Annotated in this window: 19 protein-coding genes; 10 read left to right on the top strand and 9 right to left on the bottom strand. The window is 64.1% G+C overall.

What is annotated here, in order from left to right; translation table 11 throughout:
- Nucleotides 1–59 precede the first annotated feature (59 nt).
- Entirely contained in the window at nt 60–926 is an 867-nt protein-coding gene (locus ACPPVV_RS13140) for a cytochrome c oxidase assembly protein (protein WP_426700338.1), read from the top strand.
- Between the two features lie 12 nt (nt 927–938).
- On the opposite strand, the gene ACPPVV_RS13135 is transcribed toward ACPPVV_RS13140, so the two are convergent.
- Together ACPPVV_RS13135 and ACPPVV_RS13130 are read right to left on the bottom strand one after the other, a co-directional pair.
- The gene (locus ACPPVV_RS13135; protein ID WP_426700337.1) at nt 939–1,433 is read right to left on the bottom strand and encodes a copper chaperone PCu(A)C; all 495 of its coding nucleotides are present in this window, start codon (nt 1,431–1,433) and stop codon (nt 939–941) included.
- Nucleotides 1,430–2,047: an SCO family protein gene (locus ACPPVV_RS13130; protein ID WP_426700336.1), complete on the bottom strand. Its 618-nt coding sequence runs from the start codon at nt 2,045–2,047 to the stop codon at nt 1,430–1,432. The genes ACPPVV_RS13135 and ACPPVV_RS13130 overlap by 4 nt, the downstream gene beginning before the upstream one ends.
- A gap of 82 nt (nt 2,048–2,129) precedes the next feature.
- Here ACPPVV_RS13130 and ACPPVV_RS13125 point away from each other — a divergent pair, with 82 nt between their 5' ends.
- The gene (locus tag ACPPVV_RS13125) at nt 2,130–2,507 is read left to right on the top strand and encodes a DUF423 domain-containing protein (RefSeq protein WP_426700335.1); all 378 of its coding nucleotides are present in this window, start codon (nt 2,130–2,132) and stop codon (nt 2,505–2,507) included.
- 49 nt (nt 2,508–2,556) lie between these two features.
- A complete protein-coding gene (locus ACPPVV_RS13120; RefSeq protein WP_426700334.1) occupies nt 2,557–2,976 on the top strand; it encodes a hypothetical protein in 420 nt (139 codons plus the stop codon).
- A gap of 127 nt (nt 2,977–3,103) precedes the next feature.
- Here ACPPVV_RS13120 and ACPPVV_RS13115 read toward each other — a convergent pair whose 3' ends face one another.
- Nucleotides 3,104–3,295 (bottom strand): Arc family DNA binding domain-containing protein, encoded by a 192-nt coding sequence (locus ACPPVV_RS13115; protein WP_426700333.1) that lies wholly within the window; start codon nt 3,293–3,295, stop codon nt 3,104–3,106.
- Between the two features lie 9 nt (nt 3,296–3,304).
- Nucleotides 3,305–4,180 carry an SPFH domain-containing protein gene (locus ACPPVV_RS13110; RefSeq protein ID WP_426700332.1) on the bottom strand — a complete coding sequence of 292 codons (876 nt, stop codon included), beginning with the start codon at nt 4,178–4,180 and terminating at the stop codon, nt 3,305–3,307.
- 138 nt (nt 4,181–4,318) lie between these two features.
- Between ACPPVV_RS13110 and purT the strand changes: the two genes are divergently transcribed.
- Together purT and ACPPVV_RS13100 are read left to right on the top strand one after the other, a co-directional pair.
- On the top strand, nt 4,319–5,500 hold the full coding sequence (purT, locus tag ACPPVV_RS13105; RefSeq protein ID WP_426700331.1) for a formate-dependent phosphoribosylglycinamide formyltransferase: 1,182 nt from the start codon (nt 4,319–4,321) through the stop codon (nt 5,498–5,500).
- Between the two features lie 75 nt (nt 5,501–5,575).
- Complete coding sequence (locus ACPPVV_RS13100) at nt 5,576–7,096, top strand: FMN-binding glutamate synthase family protein (RefSeq protein ID WP_426700330.1); 1,521 nt, start codon at nt 5,576–5,578, stop codon at nt 7,094–7,096.
- Nucleotides 7,097–7,120: 24 nt separating this feature from the next.
- Here ACPPVV_RS13100 and ACPPVV_RS13095 read toward each other — a convergent pair whose 3' ends face one another.
- From ACPPVV_RS13095 to ACPPVV_RS13080, 4 genes are read right to left on the bottom strand one after another with little or no spacing between them, the layout of a single operon-like run.
- Nucleotides 7,121–7,828, bottom strand: coding sequence for an arginyltransferase (locus ACPPVV_RS13095; RefSeq protein ID WP_426700329.1), 708 nt, complete (start codon nt 7,826–7,828; stop codon nt 7,121–7,123).
- A 43-nt stretch (nt 7,829–7,871) separates the two neighbouring features.
- Entirely contained in the window at nt 7,872–8,264 is a 393-nt protein-coding gene (locus ACPPVV_RS13090; protein WP_426700328.1) for a hypothetical protein, read from the bottom strand.
- A gap of 17 nt (nt 8,265–8,281) precedes the next feature.
- On the bottom strand, nt 8,282–9,148 hold the full coding sequence (locus ACPPVV_RS13085) for an acyl-CoA thioesterase (RefSeq protein WP_426700327.1): 867 nt from the start codon (nt 9,146–9,148) through the stop codon (nt 8,282–8,284).
- Between the two features lie 33 nt (nt 9,149–9,181).
- Complete coding sequence (locus tag ACPPVV_RS13080) at nt 9,182–9,757, bottom strand: N-acetylmuramoyl-L-alanine amidase (RefSeq protein WP_426700326.1); 576 nt, start codon at nt 9,755–9,757, stop codon at nt 9,182–9,184.
- An 88-nt stretch (nt 9,758–9,845) separates the two neighbouring features.
- Between ACPPVV_RS13080 and ACPPVV_RS13075 the strand changes: the two genes are divergently transcribed.
- From ACPPVV_RS13075 to ACPPVV_RS13065, 3 genes are all read left to right on the top strand, one after another.
- Nucleotides 9,846–10,373, top strand: coding sequence for an alpha/beta hydrolase (locus ACPPVV_RS13075; protein WP_426700325.1), 528 nt, complete (start codon nt 9,846–9,848; stop codon nt 10,371–10,373).
- Nucleotides 10,370–12,556: a bifunctional 23S rRNA (guanine(2069)-N(7))-methyltransferase RlmK/23S rRNA (guanine(2445)-N(2))-methyltransferase RlmL gene (gene rlmKL / locus ACPPVV_RS13070; protein ID WP_426700324.1), complete on the top strand. Its 2,187-nt coding sequence runs from the start codon at nt 10,370–10,372 to the stop codon at nt 12,554–12,556. Before ACPPVV_RS13075 ends, rlmKL begins: the two co-directional genes overlap by 4 nt.
- Before the next feature lie 61 nt (nt 12,557–12,617).
- On the top strand, nt 12,618–13,046 hold the full coding sequence (locus ACPPVV_RS13065) for a hypothetical protein (protein WP_426700323.1): 429 nt from the start codon (nt 12,618–12,620) through the stop codon (nt 13,044–13,046).
- A gap of 68 nt (nt 13,047–13,114) precedes the next feature.
- Here ACPPVV_RS13065 and ACPPVV_RS13060 read toward each other — a convergent pair whose 3' ends face one another.
- Nucleotides 13,115–13,537: a DUF6491 family protein gene (locus ACPPVV_RS13060; RefSeq protein WP_426700322.1), complete on the bottom strand. Its 423-nt coding sequence runs from the start codon at nt 13,535–13,537 to the stop codon at nt 13,115–13,117.
- A 215-nt stretch (nt 13,538–13,752) separates the two neighbouring features.
- Here ACPPVV_RS13060 and egtB point away from each other — a divergent pair, with 215 nt between their 5' ends.
- A complete protein-coding gene (gene egtB / locus ACPPVV_RS13055) occupies nt 13,753–15,003 on the top strand; it encodes an ergothioneine biosynthesis protein EgtB (RefSeq protein ID WP_426700321.1) in 1,251 nt (416 codons plus the stop codon).
- Nucleotides 15,000–15,989 (top strand): L-histidine N(alpha)-methyltransferase, encoded by a 990-nt coding sequence (gene egtD, locus ACPPVV_RS13050; RefSeq protein ID WP_426700320.1) that lies wholly within the window; start codon nt 15,000–15,002, stop codon nt 15,987–15,989. The genes egtB and egtD overlap by 4 nt, the downstream gene beginning before the upstream one ends.
- Nucleotides 15,990–16,013 lie beyond the last annotated feature (24 nt).

Here is a 16,013-nt window from a genome sequence, read left to right as displayed (position 1 = left end):
ATTATGCTGGGTGGTCGCCGACCCCTGTCGGCGTAGACGTCTTCTCTGGTGCCGTGATCGTGATCGCTACGTTGCTGAAATGGATCGTGCCGTGGGAGTTTTCGTGGGTATTCCTCGCGATCTTCGTACCGACCTGCGTGCTGTATCTGCGCGGCAGCCGTCGGCTGCAGGTGAGTTTCAACCGCAAGCTGGCATTCTGGGTCGGCATGGCGATCATTTACCTGTCGTTGCAGACCTATCTGGATTACTACGCCGAGCATGAGTTCTTCATGCACCGGATCCAGCAGTTGTTGCTGCATCACCTGGCGCCCTTGCTGATCGTCACCGCATTTCCGGGCAGCGCGCTGCGTGCCGGCATGCCGCTGGCGTGGCGCGTGCAAGTACTGCAACCGCTGCGTCGCTCGTGGCCGTGGCGGATCGTCAGTGGTGTGCTGCTGAACCCGACGGTCGCGACGTTGCTGTTCATCGGGTTCATCCTGATCTGGCTGATCCCCTCCATGCAGACGCTGGCGATGCTGGACTGGCGCGTCTATCGCTTCATGAACTGGAGCATGCTGGTCAGCGGTTTCGCCTACTGGTCACTGGTGCTCGACCATCGGCCGCATCCGCCGGGACGGATGACCGCCGGCCTGCGCGTGCTGTCGCCTGCGATCACGATGACGCCGCAGATTCTGGCCGGCGCGATCATCACGTTCTCCAAGTCCGATCTTTATCCGATCTTCGAGATCTGCGGACGCGCGTTTACCTTCAATGTGCTGACCGGCCAGCTGATCGGTGGCGTGATCATCTGGGTGCCGTCGGCATTGCTGGAATCGATCGGCGGGCTGATGGCACTGCGGCAGTGGCTGCGGTTGTCGCGCAACGGCCGGCTGCCACGCAAGCCGCCACGCAAACCGGCCCATCGCACGGCGGCCCTGTCGGACTGAGTGGTCCGCGGCTCAGTGACCGTCGGGCATCGCGCCGTGATCCATTGCCGGCATGGCATCCCCGGCATCCAGCGCATTGGCCGGACGAGCGATGAAATCGGTGGCCTGCGTGCTGCCGTCACCGAACTTCAGTGTCAGGGTCACGCTATCGCCTGGCTGCACCGGCTTGTCCGGTTGCGTCAGCATCAGGTGATAGCCGGCAGGGGCGAGCTCCGCCTTGCCGTGTGCAGGCACCGCAAGCGCATCGACCATGCTCATGCGGCTGACGCCACCGGCGGTCGAACTCTGATGCAGCATCACCCCGGCGTATACCGTGCTGCTGGCGCCGCGCAACTCGACCGGCCGGTCGCCATCGTTTTCCAGCGTGACGTAAGCGCCGGCAGGCAGGTCGCCGGGCAGCACGCGGATCCAGGCATGGCTGGTGCGGATGTGATCGGCGTCGGTGGCATGGGCTGCGCCGGCCAGCAGCAAGCCGCCCAGCAGCAACGAAAGCGTGGAAGACTTCATGGCGTGGCTCCAGTGCTCAGCAGCAAATGCAGATCGTGCACGAGATCGTCCTGCGAGGCGGATGGGGTGGCCAGCGCGCGCGCCTTGCCGTCGCGGTCGAACAGGTAGATCGCCGAGCTGTGGCTGACCTCGTAGGCGCCGTCGGCCGAGCTCGGCTCGCGGGTAAAGGCGGAACGGTAGCGCTTGCTCAAGGCCTCGACGGCGTGTGCGCTGCCCACCAGGCCCACGGCGTGCGCATCGAACGCGTTGACATAGGCGTGCATCACGGCCGGCGTGTCACGCGCCGGATCGACGCTGACGAACAGGATGCGTGCACCGTCGGCCAGCGGGCCGAGCCGCTGCATCACCACATGCAGGTGCGCCAGCGTGAGCGGGCAGACGTCGGGACAGTGCGTGTAGCCGAAGTACAGCAATACCACCTTGCCGCGGTAATCCGCGCCAGTGACCGCCTTGCCGTTGTCATCCGTGAGCTTGAAATCGAGGTCCGGCATGTGTCCGCTGATGTTGGTCAGCCGCAATGGCAGCGGTTCGCTGCGCTGGCAGCCGCCGAGCAACAGGCCGACGGCGAGCAGTAACAGCAACAGGGCAGGGCGCAAACAGTGGCGTGGCTTCATGCGAGAATCCGGGAACATCATCCATTCAAGCATACGACACCGGCTGCATCGCCGGGTCCGTGAGGCAGGGAATTCCGGCACGATGCGACAAACTGTCCATGCATCCGCCGCCCTGCTGGTCGGACTGGCTGGCGCCAGCGCGGTATTGCTCGGGGCGTTCGGTGCGCACGCACTGCACGATACCCTGGGCGTCCAGGGCCGCGAGGTGTGGCACACCGCCGTGAACTATCACGTATGGCATGCGCTCGCCCTGGCGCTCGCCGTGGGGTTGGGGCGCGGCCGCAGCCAGCGTGTGGCAATCGTTGCATTCGCCATGGGCATCGTGCTGTTCAGCGGCAGCCTGTACGCGCTGGCACTGGGTGCGCCACGCTGGTGTGGCGTGATCACGCCGTTTGGCGGGCTCGCCTTCGTCGTGGGTTGGCTGGCGCTCGGATGGACGTTGTGTTCGCGTAACGAATAGTTCTTTCGAGCGTCATCCCCTGGTCATGACCGGGCGCCATCGTGTTCGCATGAACACGCAGATCGCCCTTCGGCATCGACCCCATGTGGCATGGTCATCCAGCCACTTCTTCCGCATCCTGCGCTGGCCGGGCATCGCCTTGCTTGGCCTGTTGTCGCTAGGCCTGCTGTGGTCGTGGTCGCCTGCTCCCGATGGCACGACCGAGGCTGCGCCGACCAGCCAGCTGGTGCACTGGCAGGACGCGAGCCATGACTGGTTGCTGGTGGTTGACCCGGCGACCCGCGAACTCGTCGTCTATGACGCCAATGACGGTCGTCCGCTGGAACGTCTGGGTACGGACGACGGACTGCCGGCTGTGCAGTCGATCGCGCAGCAGGGATCGTGGGTGTTCGTGACGGGCGGACAGCACGCGAAGATGCGCGTGCTGAAGCTGCCGGTGTTGCAGGCGGTGGCCGTCAACAGCCGCTGAGCGAACACCCAAAGGGCCCTCACGATGGAATGCCGCCGTGGGCTGGGCTCGGCGTCCCATCATGCTGCTTCAGCAAGACCACCTTGTATCCCCACGTGGAGTACATTTTTTTGCTCCCGTGCCGATCTCAGCGGTCGTCATCATCGAGAGCGGGTTCGATCTTGCCCGGCTTCAGCCGGCCGGACTTGCGCAGCGCCTCGCGCAGCACGTATTCGATCTGGGCGTTGACGCTGCGCAGCTCGTCATCCGACCAGCGCTGCATCGCGTCGAGCACGGTTGCGCTGATACGCAACGGGTAGGCTTTTTTCTCGACAGCCATCGCGACGCGTCAGTACAACGTGCCGGTATTCAACACCGGCTGAGTGCCGCGTTCGCCGCACAGCACCACCAGCAGGTTGCTGACCATCGCCGCCTTGCGTTCTTCGTCGAGCTCCACCACGCCACGCTTGCTGAGCTGGTCCAACGCCATCTCGACCATGCTTACCGCGCCCTCGACGATCTTCGTGCGGGCGGCGATGATCGCGCCGGCCTGCTGCCGCTGCAGCATCGCCTGGGCGATCTCCTGGGCATAGGCAAGATGGCTGATGCGTGCCTCGACCACCTGCACGCCGGCCTTGCCCAGGCGCGTCTGGATCTCGTCGCGCAGGTGCGAATTGATCACCTCGCCATGGCTGCGCAGCGAAGGCTTGTCATCGTCGTGCGCGTCGTACGGATAGCTCTGCGCCATCTGCCGCAGCGCCGATTCGCTTTGGATATGCACGTAGTTTTCGTAATCGTCCACGCAGAACACCGCCTCGGCCGTATCCAGCACCTGCCAGACGACCACCGCACCGATCTCGATCGGATTGCCGTCGTTGTCGTTGACCTTCAGCTTGCCGCTCTCGAAATTGCGCACGCGCAGCGAAATGCTCCGCTTGGTGTAGAACGGATTGGTCCAGCGCAAGCCCTCCGTACGCACGGTGCCCGCGTATTTGCCGAATAGTTGCAGCACCTGACCTTCGTTGGGTGCGACCTGGAAGAAACCCTTCAGCAGGAAACCGTCGATCACCAGCAACACGATGCCGGACAGCATGGGAAACAACGCGGGCGTATCGGGTTGCGAATGGATCGCCGAAAACATCATCGCCACACCGATCGCAGCCAGCGCGATGCACAGCACGGCGAAAGGAATGCCGGCGACGGAAAAGCCATTGCGTTCGTTCATTGAGGTGTCTCCTGTAGTGGGATAATTAGATATCAAATTGATATCATATGCAAGGGCGAGCTCGCGTAGACGACATGGCCGGTCCGGACACCGCTTCGGGCCGCATACAATGTCGTTTTGACCGCCGCGGAGAACACGATGAAGCCATTCGGCACGCCCCATTCCGAGCACGCTTTGCGTGTCCTGCTGCTGGGCGCCGGCGAACTGGGCAAGGAAGTGGCGATCGAGTTGCAGCGCTACGCGGTGGAAGTGATCGCGGTAGATCGCTATGCCAACGCGCCGGCGATGCAGGTCGCCCATCGCAGCCATGTGGTCGACATGCTGGATGGCGCCGCGCTGCGTGCGGTGATCGAGCAGGAAAAGCCCGACCTGGTGGTGCCGGAGATCGAGGCGATCCACACGGCGACGCTGATCGAGCTGGAGAAGGAAGGACAGCGGGTCGTACCGACCGCCCGTGCCACGTGGTTGACGATGGACCGCGAGGGCATCCGCAAACTGGCCGCCGAGGAATTGCAGTTGCCGACCTCGCCGTATCGTTTTTGCAACGACGAAGCGCAGTATCGCGAAGCGGTCGCGGCGATCGGCTATCCGTTCGTGATCAAGCCGGTGATGAGTTCGTCGGGCAAGGGCCAGAGCGTGGTGAGGGACGCGGATGCGTTGCAGCATGCGTGGGATTACGCGCAGTCCGGCGGCCGTGCCGGCAGGGGTCGGGTGATCGTCGAGGGTTTTGTCGATTTCGACTACGAGATCACCATGCTCACCGTGCGCCACACGAACGGTGTGAGTTTTTGCGCGCCGATCGGCCATCGCCAGGAGGATGGTGATTACCGCGAGTCATGGCAGCCGCAACCGATGAGCGACATCGCGCTGGCCGAAGCCCAGCGCCAGGCAGCGGCGATCACCCAGGCGCTGGGCGGCTGGGGCGTGTTCGGCGTGGAGTTTTTCGTGAAGGGCGACGCGGTGATTTTTTCCGAGGTCAGTCCACGACCGCACGACACCGGTTTGGTCACGCTGATCTCGCAGGAATTCTCCGAGTTTGCATTACATGTGCGGGCGATCCTCGGTCTGCCGATTCCGGTGATCCACCAGTACGGACCGGCGGCGTCGTGCGCGGTGCTGGTGGAGGGCGAAGGCGCCGGTCCGCGCTATCACGGTGTGGCCGAGGCGCTGGCCGAAGCGGATACCCAATTGCGTATTTTCGGCAAACCCGAAGTCAAAGGGCGCCGGCGCATGGCGGTGACGCTGGCACGTGCCGATTCGCTGGAGGCGGCGATCGGCAAGGCCGTGCGTGCGGCGGGAAAATTGCGCGCCGAGCTGTGAGCTGCGGCATCGACCAGTGCCCGATGCGATAGGCTTGGTCGCTGCAGCGGTGATGAAAACACAAGGGAAATGACGATGGAATCGACGGGTTTTGCGCATTGGCTGATCGTTTTGGTAGAGACCTTCGCCGCGCTGTTTCTGCTGCTGCTGGCGCTGTTCGTGGTGGTGTTGCTGGCGACGTGGGTGGTCGACCGCAACCAGACCGGCAATGCGGTGCTGCGCAATTTTCCGATCATCGGCCATTTTCGCTACTGGTTCCTTCATCTCGGTGAGTTCTTTCGCCAGTACCTGTATTCCAGCGACCGCGAGGAGATGCCGTTCAATCGCGCCGAGCGCACCTGGGTCTACCGCGCCGCGAAAAATGTCGACAACACCAACGCGTTCGGCTCCAGCCGCGACCTGCGCGCCGAAGGCGTCCCGTTCTTCGTCAATGCGCCGTTTCCCGACCTCGGCACGGATCATGTCGATCCGGTACCGGTGACGATGGGTCCGTACGCGCGCGAGCCTTACAGTCATGCGGCGTTCTTCAATATCTCGGCGATGAGTTTTGGTGCGCTGTCGGCGCCTGCCGTGCGCGCGCTGTCGCGTGGCGCGGCCAAGGCCGGCATCTGGATGGACACCGGTGAAGGTGGCCTGACGCCGTATCACCTCGAGGGCGGCTGCGACATCATCTTCGAGATCGGTACCGCGAAATACGGCGTGCGCACGCCGGACGGCAAGCTCGACGACGACAAGCTGCTGGCGATCTGTGCGCACCGACAGGTGAAGATGGTCAGCATCAAGCTTGGCCAGGGCGCCAAGCCGGGCATGGGCGGCCTGCTGCCGGGGGCCAAGGTCACTGCGGAAATCGCCGCGATCCGCGGCATTCCGGTCGGCGAGGATTCGCAAAGTCCGAACCGGCATCTCGACATCGGCAACGTCTCGCAACTGATGGACAGCGTCCAGCACATCCGCGAACTGACCGGCAAGCCGGTCGGCTTCAAGGCGGTACTCGGTGGTGTGGAGTGGATCGGCGAGTTGTGCGACGAAGTGTGGAAGCGCGGCATCGAAAGCGCGCCGGATTTCATTATCGTCGATGGCTCCGAGGGTGGCACCGGAGCGGCGCCACAGACCTTGATGGAAGGCGTCGGCCTGCCGCTGCATGAGGCCTTGCCGGCCCTGCTCGACATGCTGATCGTCAAGGGTCTGCGTGAACGCATCAAGGTGATCTGTTCGGGCAAGTGCATCACGGCTTACGACGTGGCTTGGGCGTTGTCGATCGGCGCGGACTTCGTCAACTCGGCGCGTGGTTTCATGCTGGCGCTCGGATGCATCCAGTCGCTGCAATGCAACCGCAACACCTGTCCCACCGGCATCACCACGCAGAACCCGAAACTGCAGCGCGGGCTGGTGGTCACCGACAAGAGCGAGCGGGTCTTCCACTACGCACAAAACGTGATGCACGAAGTTGGCATCATCGCGCACAGCTGCGGAGTCAGCGAACCGCGCCAGCTCAATCGCAGCCATTGCCGCGTAGTGGGGGACGACGGCCTCTCGATGCCGCTTGAAAAATTGTTCCCGTATCCGCAGACGGCGGATCGCGCGGTCGATGCCTGATCGCCGGATTGAGGATTCGCGCCGCTAGGGCAAAGGCTGCCAACCTTCGGCCGTGCGTACCTGCAAGGGCTTGAAGCGCCGCTTGTAATCCATCTTCGGATGGCCATCGATCCAGAAGCCGAGGTACAGCCACGGCATGCCGCGACGGCGGGCCAGCGCCACCTGCTGCAGGATCGCGCAGGTACCGAGGCTCCGCGCGGTTTCATCGGGATCGAAGAAGGTATAGACGGCCGAAATGCCGTTGCTGCAGACGTCGGTGACCGCCACCGCGAGCAGGCGATCGCCCTGGCGAAGTTCCATGAACAGCGTGGGACTCCACGGCGCGGTGAGGAAGCGGCGGAAGTCGCTGGCCTCGGCGTCGTCCATGCCGCCGCCGGCGTGGCGGCTGTGCAGGTAGCGCTGGTACAGCGCGTGGCGCTCGCGGTTGTAGCCGGGAATCGACTCGCTGACGACGAGATCCGCGTTGCGTTTCAGGCAGCGCCGCTGCGCGCGATCCGGCTCGAAGTTCGCCACGTCGATGCGGCACGGCGTGCAGGCGCGACATTGCGGACAGTGCGGAAAATACAGATGCCCGCCGGCACGGCGGAAACCCCGTTCCAGTGCCGGCCCGTAGAGCTGGTCGAGTTGCGGTGCGGCGGGATCCAGCACCAGGTTCTGCGCCGTGCGTTCGGCGTAGTAGCCGCACGCGTGGGGCAAGGTCTGGAACAGACGGACTTGGTCGGAACGGCGCATGGCCTGATTCTATGCCCGCGCGATGGTTTCACACCATCGACGGTCAGATCACGTGCATGTAGCGCAGCATCACCACGGCCAGTGCCGCAAGGACCGCCAGCAACACGATGCGGCGTACGCGGGCCACCGTATGGTCGCGCCGCATGGCCGGCGTGGGATTGCGCTCGGCGGCCAGTTCCTCGGCATGGCGAATGACCGGCTCGATGCCGATCTCGCGCAGCAGCGCACGCGCCTGGGTGTAGTCATCGGCGTTGCTGGCCCATACCTGCGGCCAACTGCTACGGTCGTCCCGCTGTTCCGTGTAACTGAAGCGCTGCCAGGTCGGGCGGTTGTAGTTGGACCGATTGACCACGGTCGTCTCGATGCCATGCTCGGCCATCAGCGCGACCACGGTATCGATGTTTTCCTGGCGGGGGGATGTATAGATCTGGCGCATGCGTGCAGTTTACGCGATCAGTCGCGGCGAACGCGGATCAATCCTTCCTGTGCGGTGGACGCCACGAGTCGACCGTCGCGGCTGAAGATCTGTCCGCGTGCCAGTCCGCGGCCGCCCTGCGCCGTGGGGCTGTCGAAGGAATACAGCAGCCATTCGTCGACGCGGAACGGACGATGGAACCACAGCGCGTGATCGAGGCTGGCCATCTGCACGTTGTGGGTCATGTACGAGATGCCGTGCGGCAGCGTGGCGGTGCCGATGAGGTGAAAGTCCGAGGCGTACGCCAGCAGCGAGCGGTGCAGGATGGCCGAATCGTTGATTGGCGAGGTCAGCTTGAACCAGATGTGCTGGATTGGCGGGCGCTTGACCGGATGCAGTTCGTCGCGCGGCCATACCTGGCGGAACTCGAACGGGCCGTCGATGCCGAGCCAGCGTTGCAGCTTCACCGGCAGGCGCGCCAATTCGTCCGGCGGCAGCGGATGCAGCGGTTCGATGTCTTCCGGTGCCGGTACCTCGGGCATCGAGGTCTGGTGCTCCACGCCGCTTTCCGGCACCTGGAACGAGATCGAGCCATTCAGGATCGGTTGCCCGTGCTGGATCGCCAGCACCCGTCGCGACGAAAACGAGCCGCCGTCGCGGGCATGCTCCACGCTGTACACGATCGGCGCGTCGATGTCGCCGGCGCGCAGGAAATAGGCGTGCAGCGAATGTGCCTCGCGCACCGGATCAACCGTCTGCTGCGCCGCCGCCAGCGCCTGGCCCAGCACTTGGCCGCCGAATACGAAGCGCGTGCCGATATCGCGACTCTGGCCACGGAAGAGGTTGTCCTCCAGCCGTTCGAGCTGCAACAGTTCGACCAGTTCGGTGACATGGTTGGGTGGCATGGACTAGGACTCGAGATGGCGGCGAAACGACGATTATAGGGCGCGCCGGTCCGGATCCATGAGCCGCACCAGCCCGCAGTCGTCGACCACGTCGGCCCACGGAAACATCGGCCCGGGGTCGAGTTTGCGGTGGACTTCCCGGGCAGGGTCGTCGCTGGCTGGCATCATCGCGACATCCAGTTCCTCATGGCCGGCGATATGGCGCAGGTTGGGGAAGTCGCGGCGCAACTGTGCCAGCAGGGCACCCAGCGCGTGGATCTGGGCGTCCCGGTACGGCTCGGTCATCTGCTGGTGTCGCGAGTCCCACCAATGCGGATACCGCCCCTGATTCACCAGCTCGATGCCGATCGAGTTCGGGTTATGGCCGCGTACATGGTGCGCCACGCGGTCGCCGGGCACGTAGCGGTAAACAGCCCCATCGCGATCGACGTAGTAATGGCCGCTGTTCCCCGCGCCGCTGGCATGCACCACCCTTTCGCCGTATTCGCGCGCCATCGCCAGATCAGGCAGCTCGGTGCAGTGGATCACCACCAGTTCGACCGTACCCGCCTCGCGCTGGGTCAGCAGGTCGACGTAAGGCAGCGGTTGCTCGTGGATGGTCAGGCTCATGCAGGCAGTTTCGCATGCGCAAGGCCGCGCGGAAACGCCGCCTGTTACCATGCGGGCCTTGCTGTCAGCAGTTTTCATGGAGACCGCCATGCGCGGCCAGATCATTCTTTCGCACGGTTCGGATTCCAGTCCGGATGCCACCAAGGTCAGCGCGCTGGCCGCGCTGGCCGAATCGCTGGGCTGGCGCACGCAGCGGCCGGATTACCGCAGCGATGACGCGCGCGGCCACGCCGGCTCAGTGGCGCCACGGATCGCCCGGTTGCGCGCCACGGTCGAGGCGCTGGACACACCACCGCTGCTGATCGGCTCCAGTATGGGCGCGTTCGTGTCCGGGCTGGTTTCGCTGGACGTGCCTGTTTCGGGTTTGCTGTTGCTGGCCACGCCCAGCGAAATTCCTGGTTACGCGCGGCCATTCGACGTGCGCCCCGAGGTACCCACCATGCTGATCCACGGTTGGCGCGACGCTGTCTGCCCGCTTGCCGGCCTGCAGGCGTTCGCGGCCCAGCGTCGGCTGCCGCTTCTCGTCGTGGATGATGATCACCGACTGGGCTCCAGCATGGATGCCATCGTCGCCCAGTGTCGGCTGATGCTGGAACAGCTGGCGGTCGCCGCATGAATCATTATTTCGCCACCTGCCCGAAAGGACTGGAATACCTGCTGCGCGACGAACTGATCGCGATCGGCGCCACCGACGTGCGCGAGGCGCTGGCGGGCGCACATTTCTCCGGCACGCTGCAAACGGCCTACAAGGCCTGCCTGTGGTCGCGACTGGCCAGCCGCATCCTGTTGCCGCTGGCCGAGTTCGATGCGCCGGACGACGACGCACTGTATCGCGGTGTGCAAGACATCGACTGGAGTGGACACCTGGCTGCACACGCCACCTTTGCGGTGGATGCGGGCACCGCGATGAGCAAACTCACCCACAGCCAGTTCATCGGCCTGCGCGTGAAGGATGCGGTGGTCGATCAATTTCGCCAGCGCGACGGCAACCGGCCGGGCATCGACACCGACGAGCCGGACATCCGCATCAACGTGCGCCTGCGCCGCGACCGGGCCACGCTGTCGCTGGACCTGGCCGGTTCGCCGTTGCACCGCCGTGGTTGGCGCGAAGTACAGGGCGAAGCGCCGCTCAAGGAAAATCTCGCCGCCGCGATGCTGCTGCGCGCACGCTGGCCGGAGGTGTATGCCGCCGGTGGCGCGCTGCTCGATCCGATGTGCGGATCCGGCACGCTGCTGATCGAAGGCGCATTGATGGCGGGCGATGTGGCACCAGGCCTGCGCCGCGAGTATTTCGGTTTCCTCGGCTGGCAGCAGCACGACATCGCGTTATGGCGCGGTCTGCTGGATGAAGCCAGGCAACGCGCCGAAACCGGCCTGCGCAGTTTGCGCAGCGTGTTCTTCGGTAGCGATGCCGATCCGCGCATGGTGCAGACGGCCAAACGCAACGCGCAGGAAGCCGGTGTGGCCGGTTTCTTCACATTGGACAAGCAGGACGTGAGCCATGCGGCGCCACCGCCGGGGATCGACTACGGCCTGGTCATCACCAACCCGCCGTATGGCGAACGGCTCGGTGATCGCGCCGAGATGCCGAAGCTGTACCGCACGGTGGGCGACACCTTGCGCGCGCGTTTCAGTGGCTGGCGCGCCGCCGTGCTGGCTGGTGACGTGGAATTGGGCCGGGCCATGCAACTGCACGCGGACAAGCGCTATGCGCTGTACAACGGTGCGCTGGAAACCGTGCTGCTGACGTTCGACCTGAAGCGCCGCGACGAGAAGCCGCGCGAGCCGAAGCCGCTGTCGGCCGGCGCGCAGATGCTGAAGAATCGGCTGGAAAAGAACGTCAAGCACCTGCGCAAACGGTTGACCCGAGAAGCCATCCACTGCTGGCGCGCCTACGATCAGGATCTGCCGGAATACGCCGCGGCGATCGACGTCTATGGCGACACGCATGGTGACGAGCACCTGCATATCCAGGAATACCGCGCTCCGGCGGATGTGCCAGCCGACGTGGCGCGGCTGCGCATGCGCGAGATTGCCCGCGTGGCGGGTGAAGTGCTTGGCGTGCCACGCGAGCGCATCGCGCTGAAGACCCGCGAGCGTGGCAAGGGCGGCTCCAAGTACGGCCAGCTGGATCAGCGCAACGAGTTCATCGAAGTGGAAGAGGACGGCCTGAAGTTCCTGGTCAACCTCACCGATTATCTCGACACCGGCCTGTTCCTCGATCACCGGCTGGTGCGCGCGAAGGTACGTGAGCTGGCCCAAGGCCGCTGCTTCCTCAACCTGTTCGCCTATACCGCCACCGCCAGTGTGCATGCGGCCGCCGGTGGTGCGCTGGAAACCACCAGCGTCGACTTGTCGGCGACCTATCTGGAATGGGCCTCGCGCAATCTGGCGCTGAACGGTTTCAGCGGTGCCAGTCATCGACTGATGCAGTTCGATGCACTGGAATTCCTGCAACGCGATCGCGGTCATTACGGCTTGATCTTCGTCGACCCGCCCACGTTCTCCAACTCCAAGCGGGCGGACGACTTCGACGTGCAGCGCGACCACGTCAAGCTGCTCGATGCCTGCAACGAGCGACTGACCCGCGACGGCGTGATCGTATTTTCCAACAATTTCCGCCGCTTCAAGCTGGATCGCGCCGAGCTCGAACAGCGCTTCGACATCGAGGACTGGACCGCCCCCAGCATCCCGTTCGACTTCGCCCGCCGCGCCGACATCCACGGTTGCTGGCTGTTGCGCCGGCGCAAGGCTGACCCTGGGATTAATCCATGGGATACGGCCCGCATCAAAAAGTAAACGCTTCAGTTCACATTAAGCGCGAAAAGCCGAGCATTCACCCGTACAACGGAGAAAACTCATGACGCGACGCCTCAATAGTTCAGGTTTCAGTGGTGCAGGCAAGCTGGCCGTGCTCGGCTTGGCGGTTGCGGCAGCGGTGGCGATGCCCTTGAGCGCATCGGCACGCGGCTGGGGTGGCCACGGTTACCACGGCGGTTACGGTGGCTACCACGGTGGTTATCACGGTCATGGTGGCGGGCACTGGAGCGGCGGTCGATGGATCGCTGGCGCGATCGTCACGGGTGCGGTACTCGGCCTGGTGAGCAACGCCGTACGTCCGGCGCCGGTTTATTACAACTCGCCGGCCTACGCTTACGGCCCGCCGCGTACGGTGATCTATGAAGATGGCCCGCCGGTGGTGCAGCGTCGCGTGGTGGAAACCCGCACGGTGGTGTATGACGACCCGTACGAGACCCGCTATATCCGCGACGACGGCTACGGCGACTGATTCATCGCATTTGCGTCAACGGAAAAGCCCGGCCATGGCCGGGCTTTTTCTATTTCAGTATCGCGGACTCAGTGGGCGGGCGTGTTGCTTGACCGGTAATGTTTGGCATCCTCGGTCAGTTGCTCGAAACGTGCCTTGTCGATCAGGCTGACCGACTCGATCGCACAGGCCGGTTGATGGCGCGAGCGCACGGTTTCGCCGATGGATCCACAGATGCGCCCCTCGTTGATGCCGGACTGGCTGCTGCGGAAAATCAGGCCCGGTGGATGACTCAGTTGAGGGCAATCGTTTTGCAGCGTCACCAGATAGCGCTTCGGGCCGGTGCGCACGATCGCTGTACGCGCACTGACGATGCGCCAGTCATTGATCTGGCTCGTCTTGATGCAGTCTGCCGATAACAGCGGTGTGCGTGGTGGCGGTGTTCCAGCGGCCTGCACAGTGCTGGCAGCAACGGCGAGGGCAAACGACAGGATGGGCGCGAACGTTTTCATGGGCCTTACCTCATCTGTTCGGACAATGGGCATGCGGCGATTCAAGCACGTAGCAGGGCATGCCGCCAGTACCGACGCAAGCCAGGCCATTGCAAAGCATCTGCCATCTCCAGATCACAAGATCTGAACGAGTGACACGGCATGCTGGCGGGCATGTCTTTCACCGCCCCACGCCGCGGGACTTTCTTCACTGCGACTTCGCGGAGATGCGGGTAATGACGATCTGGCAGACCTCCGCGACCGTGGATATGGCGGCGCGATTCCGGCAGGTGCGGCAACGGACGATCGGGCTGTGCGACGGCTTGAGCGCGGAAGACCTGCTGCTGCAGTCGATGCCCGATGCCAGCCCTGGCAAGTGGCATCTTGCGCATACCAGCTGGTTCTTCGAACAGTTCGTGTTGGGGCGCGATCCTTCGTATCGACCGCGCGATCCGGCCTGGCATTACCTGTTCAATTCCTATTACCAGTCGGTTGGGCCGATGCATGCGCGGCCACAGCGTGGGCTGCTCTCGCGCCCATCGCTGGACGAGGTGCGTGGATACCGGAACTACATCGACGACGCCGTCGGCGCACTGCTCGGCCGCGATGACGATGCCGAGCTGGCGGTACTGGTCGAACTGGGCCTGCAGCACGAGCAGCAGCATCAGGAATTGTTGCTGACCGACATCAAGCACGCGTTCTGGAGCAATCCGCTGCAACCCGCCTATCGCGCATCCATTGAGGCGTCGGTGGCCAGGAAAACCGTTCCGCTGCGTTTCGTGGAAGGCCGCGACGGCATTGTCGAGATCGGTCATCGCGGAGAAGGTTTCGCGTTCGACAACGAAACCCCGCGTCATCGCACCCTGCTGCAGCCGCATGCGCTGGCCAACCGGCTGGTAAGCAATGCGGAATACCTCGCCTTCGTGCGCGAGGGCGGCTATCGCGAACCGGGCCTGTGGCTGTCCGACGGCTGGGCCACGGTACAGCGCGAAGGCTGGCAACACCCGATCTACTGGCACGACGACCTGGCCAGCGAATTCACCCTTGCCGGCACGCGGGAGCTCGACCCGCATGAACCGGTGTGCCATCTCAGTTACTACGAAGCCGAGGCGTTTGCCCGCTGGGCCGGTGCGCGGCTGCCGACCGAGGCCGAATGGGAGTCGGCGGCCCACGGTGTCGAGGTCGATGGCAACTTCCAGGACGACCAGCGCTTCCATCCATGTGCCGCCAGTGGCGACGCAGATCGGTTGCAGTTGTACGGCGACGCTTGGGAATGGACGGCATCGCCCTATATCAGTTATCCGGGCTTTCGCCCGTTGCCTGGTTCGCTGGGCGAATACAACGGCAAATTCATGTGCGGTCAGTGGGTGTTGCGTGGCGGTTCCTGCGTGACCCCGCGTGATCATGTTCGCGCCAGCTACCGCAATTTTTTTCCACCCCAGGCCCGCTGGCAGTTCGCGGGGCTACGATTGGGACAGGACCGATGAGCAGTGTGCAACCGTTCGGCATCAGCGACGACGATCGTCGCCCACCGATCAACGATTTACTGGAGGTTGCCCAGCGCGGCCTCGGCGCCAAGCCCAAGCGGTTGCCGTCGTGGCTGTTCTACGACGAACGTGGCTCGGCCCTGTTTGAGCAGATCTGCGAGCAGCCGGAGTACTACCTGACCCGTTGCGAGACGGCGCTGATGGAAGAGCACGCGGCGAGCATCGCCGATACGCTTGGCAGCGATGTGCGGGTGGTCGAATACGGTAGTGGCAACGCGCGCAAGACCCGCATGTTGCTGGAGCACCTGCATGCGCCGGTCGCCTACGTTCCGGTGGAGATTTCGGCCGAGCCGCTGAGGCAAAGTGTGCAACGGTTGTCCGGCGAGTTTCCGGGACTGCCACTGCAGCCGTTGTGCGCGGATTTCTGCAAGCCGTTGCGGTTGCCGATTCCCCCGCGTGCGCCGCGACGCACGGTGCTGTATTTCCCCGGTTCGACCATCGGCAATTTCGAGAACCGCGAGGCAGCGGTGCTGCTGCGCAAGATGCGCAACGAAATGGGCGATGCCGGCGGCATCCTGATCGGGGTCGATCTGAAAAAGGATTCTGCGGTGATCGAGGCGGCCTACAACGACCGCGCCGGTGTCACCGCCGAGTTCACCCTGAACATGCTGACGCGGCTGAATCGTGAGATCGGCAGCGATTTCGACCTGTCGGGATTTGCTCACCGGGCGCATTACAACCCGATGGCCGGGCGCATCGAGACGCACATCGTCAGCCGGCATGAGCAACTGGTAAAGATTGGCCGGGCCAGCGTGCCGTTCCGTACCGATGAAGCCATCCAGGTCGAGTACAGCTGCAAGTATTCGCTGGAGGACTTCGCCGCACTGGCCGCCAGGGCCGGACTCGCGGTGTTGCGCGTGTGGACCGATCCGCAGGAGATGTTCAGCGTGCAGTACCTGGTACGCGCCAGCACCGTCGCGCGCTGAGCCAGTTCGCTCGGTGGCGCGCAG

The sequence above is a fragment of the Rhodanobacter sp. Col0626 genome, from assembly GCF_049994385.1.
Lineage (GTDB): Bacteria > Pseudomonadota > Gammaproteobacteria > Xanthomonadales > Rhodanobacteraceae > Rhodanobacter.
Note: the sequence above shows the minus strand (reverse complement) of the source record. Positions and strands in the feature narration are given on the sequence as shown.

What these genes read in the sequence shown, in the direction of transcription:
- ACPPVV_RS13085 (WP_426700327.1), bottom strand. Translation starts at nt 9,148, where the DNA reads ATGCCACCCAACCATGTCACCGAACTGGTCGAACTGTTGCAGCTCGAA.
- ACPPVV_RS13125 (WP_426700335.1), top strand. Translation starts at nt 2,130, where the DNA reads ATGCGACAAACTGTCCATGCATCCGCCGCCCTGCTGGTCGGACTGGCT.
- ACPPVV_RS13100 (WP_426700330.1), top strand. Translation starts at nt 5,576, where the DNA reads ATGGAATCGACGGGTTTTGCGCATTGGCTGATCGTTTTGGTAGAGACC.
- purT (WP_426700331.1), top strand. Translation starts at nt 4,319, where the DNA reads ATGAAGCCATTCGGCACGCCCCATTCCGAGCACGCTTTGCGTGTCCTG.
- ACPPVV_RS13115 (WP_426700333.1), bottom strand. Translation starts at nt 3,295, where the DNA reads ATGGCTGTCGAGAAAAAAGCCTACCCGTTGCGTATCAGCGCAACCGTG.
- ACPPVV_RS13060 (WP_426700322.1), bottom strand. Translation starts at nt 13,537, where the DNA reads ATGAAAACGTTCGCGCCCATCCTGTCGTTTGCCCTCGCCGTTGCTGCC.
- egtB (WP_426700321.1), top strand. Translation starts at nt 13,753, where the DNA reads ATGACGATCTGGCAGACCTCCGCGACCGTGGATATGGCGGCGCGATTC.
- ACPPVV_RS13120 (WP_426700334.1), top strand. Translation starts at nt 2,557, where the DNA reads ATGAACACGCAGATCGCCCTTCGGCATCGACCCCATGTGGCATGGTCA.
- ACPPVV_RS13090 (WP_426700328.1), bottom strand. Translation starts at nt 8,264, where the DNA reads ATGCGCCAGATCTATACATCCCCCCGCCAGGAAAACATCGATACCGTG.
- ACPPVV_RS13095 (WP_426700329.1), bottom strand. Translation starts at nt 7,828, where the DNA reads ATGCGCCGTTCCGACCAAGTCCGTCTGTTCCAGACCTTGCCCCACGCG.
- ACPPVV_RS13075 (WP_426700325.1), top strand. Translation starts at nt 9,846, where the DNA reads ATGCGCGGCCAGATCATTCTTTCGCACGGTTCGGATTCCAGTCCGGAT.
- ACPPVV_RS13110 (WP_426700332.1), bottom strand. Translation starts at nt 4,180, where the DNA reads ATGAACGAACGCAATGGCTTTTCCGTCGCCGGCATTCCTTTCGCCGTG.
- ACPPVV_RS13065 (WP_426700323.1), top strand. Translation starts at nt 12,618, where the DNA reads ATGACGCGACGCCTCAATAGTTCAGGTTTCAGTGGTGCAGGCAAGCTG.
- egtD (WP_426700320.1), top strand. Translation starts at nt 15,000, where the DNA reads ATGAGCAGTGTGCAACCGTTCGGCATCAGCGACGACGATCGTCGCCCA.
- ACPPVV_RS13135 (WP_426700337.1), bottom strand. Translation starts at nt 1,433, where the DNA reads ATGAAGTCTTCCACGCTTTCGTTGCTGCTGGGCGGCTTGCTGCTGGCC.
- ACPPVV_RS13080 (WP_426700326.1), bottom strand. Translation starts at nt 9,757, where the DNA reads ATGAGCCTGACCATCCACGAGCAACCGCTGCCTTACGTCGACCTGCTG.
- rlmKL (WP_426700324.1), top strand. Translation starts at nt 10,370, where the DNA reads ATGAATCATTATTTCGCCACCTGCCCGAAAGGACTGGAATACCTGCTG.
- ACPPVV_RS13130 (WP_426700336.1), bottom strand. Translation starts at nt 2,047, where the DNA reads ATGAAGCCACGCCACTGTTTGCGCCCTGCCCTGTTGCTGTTACTGCTC.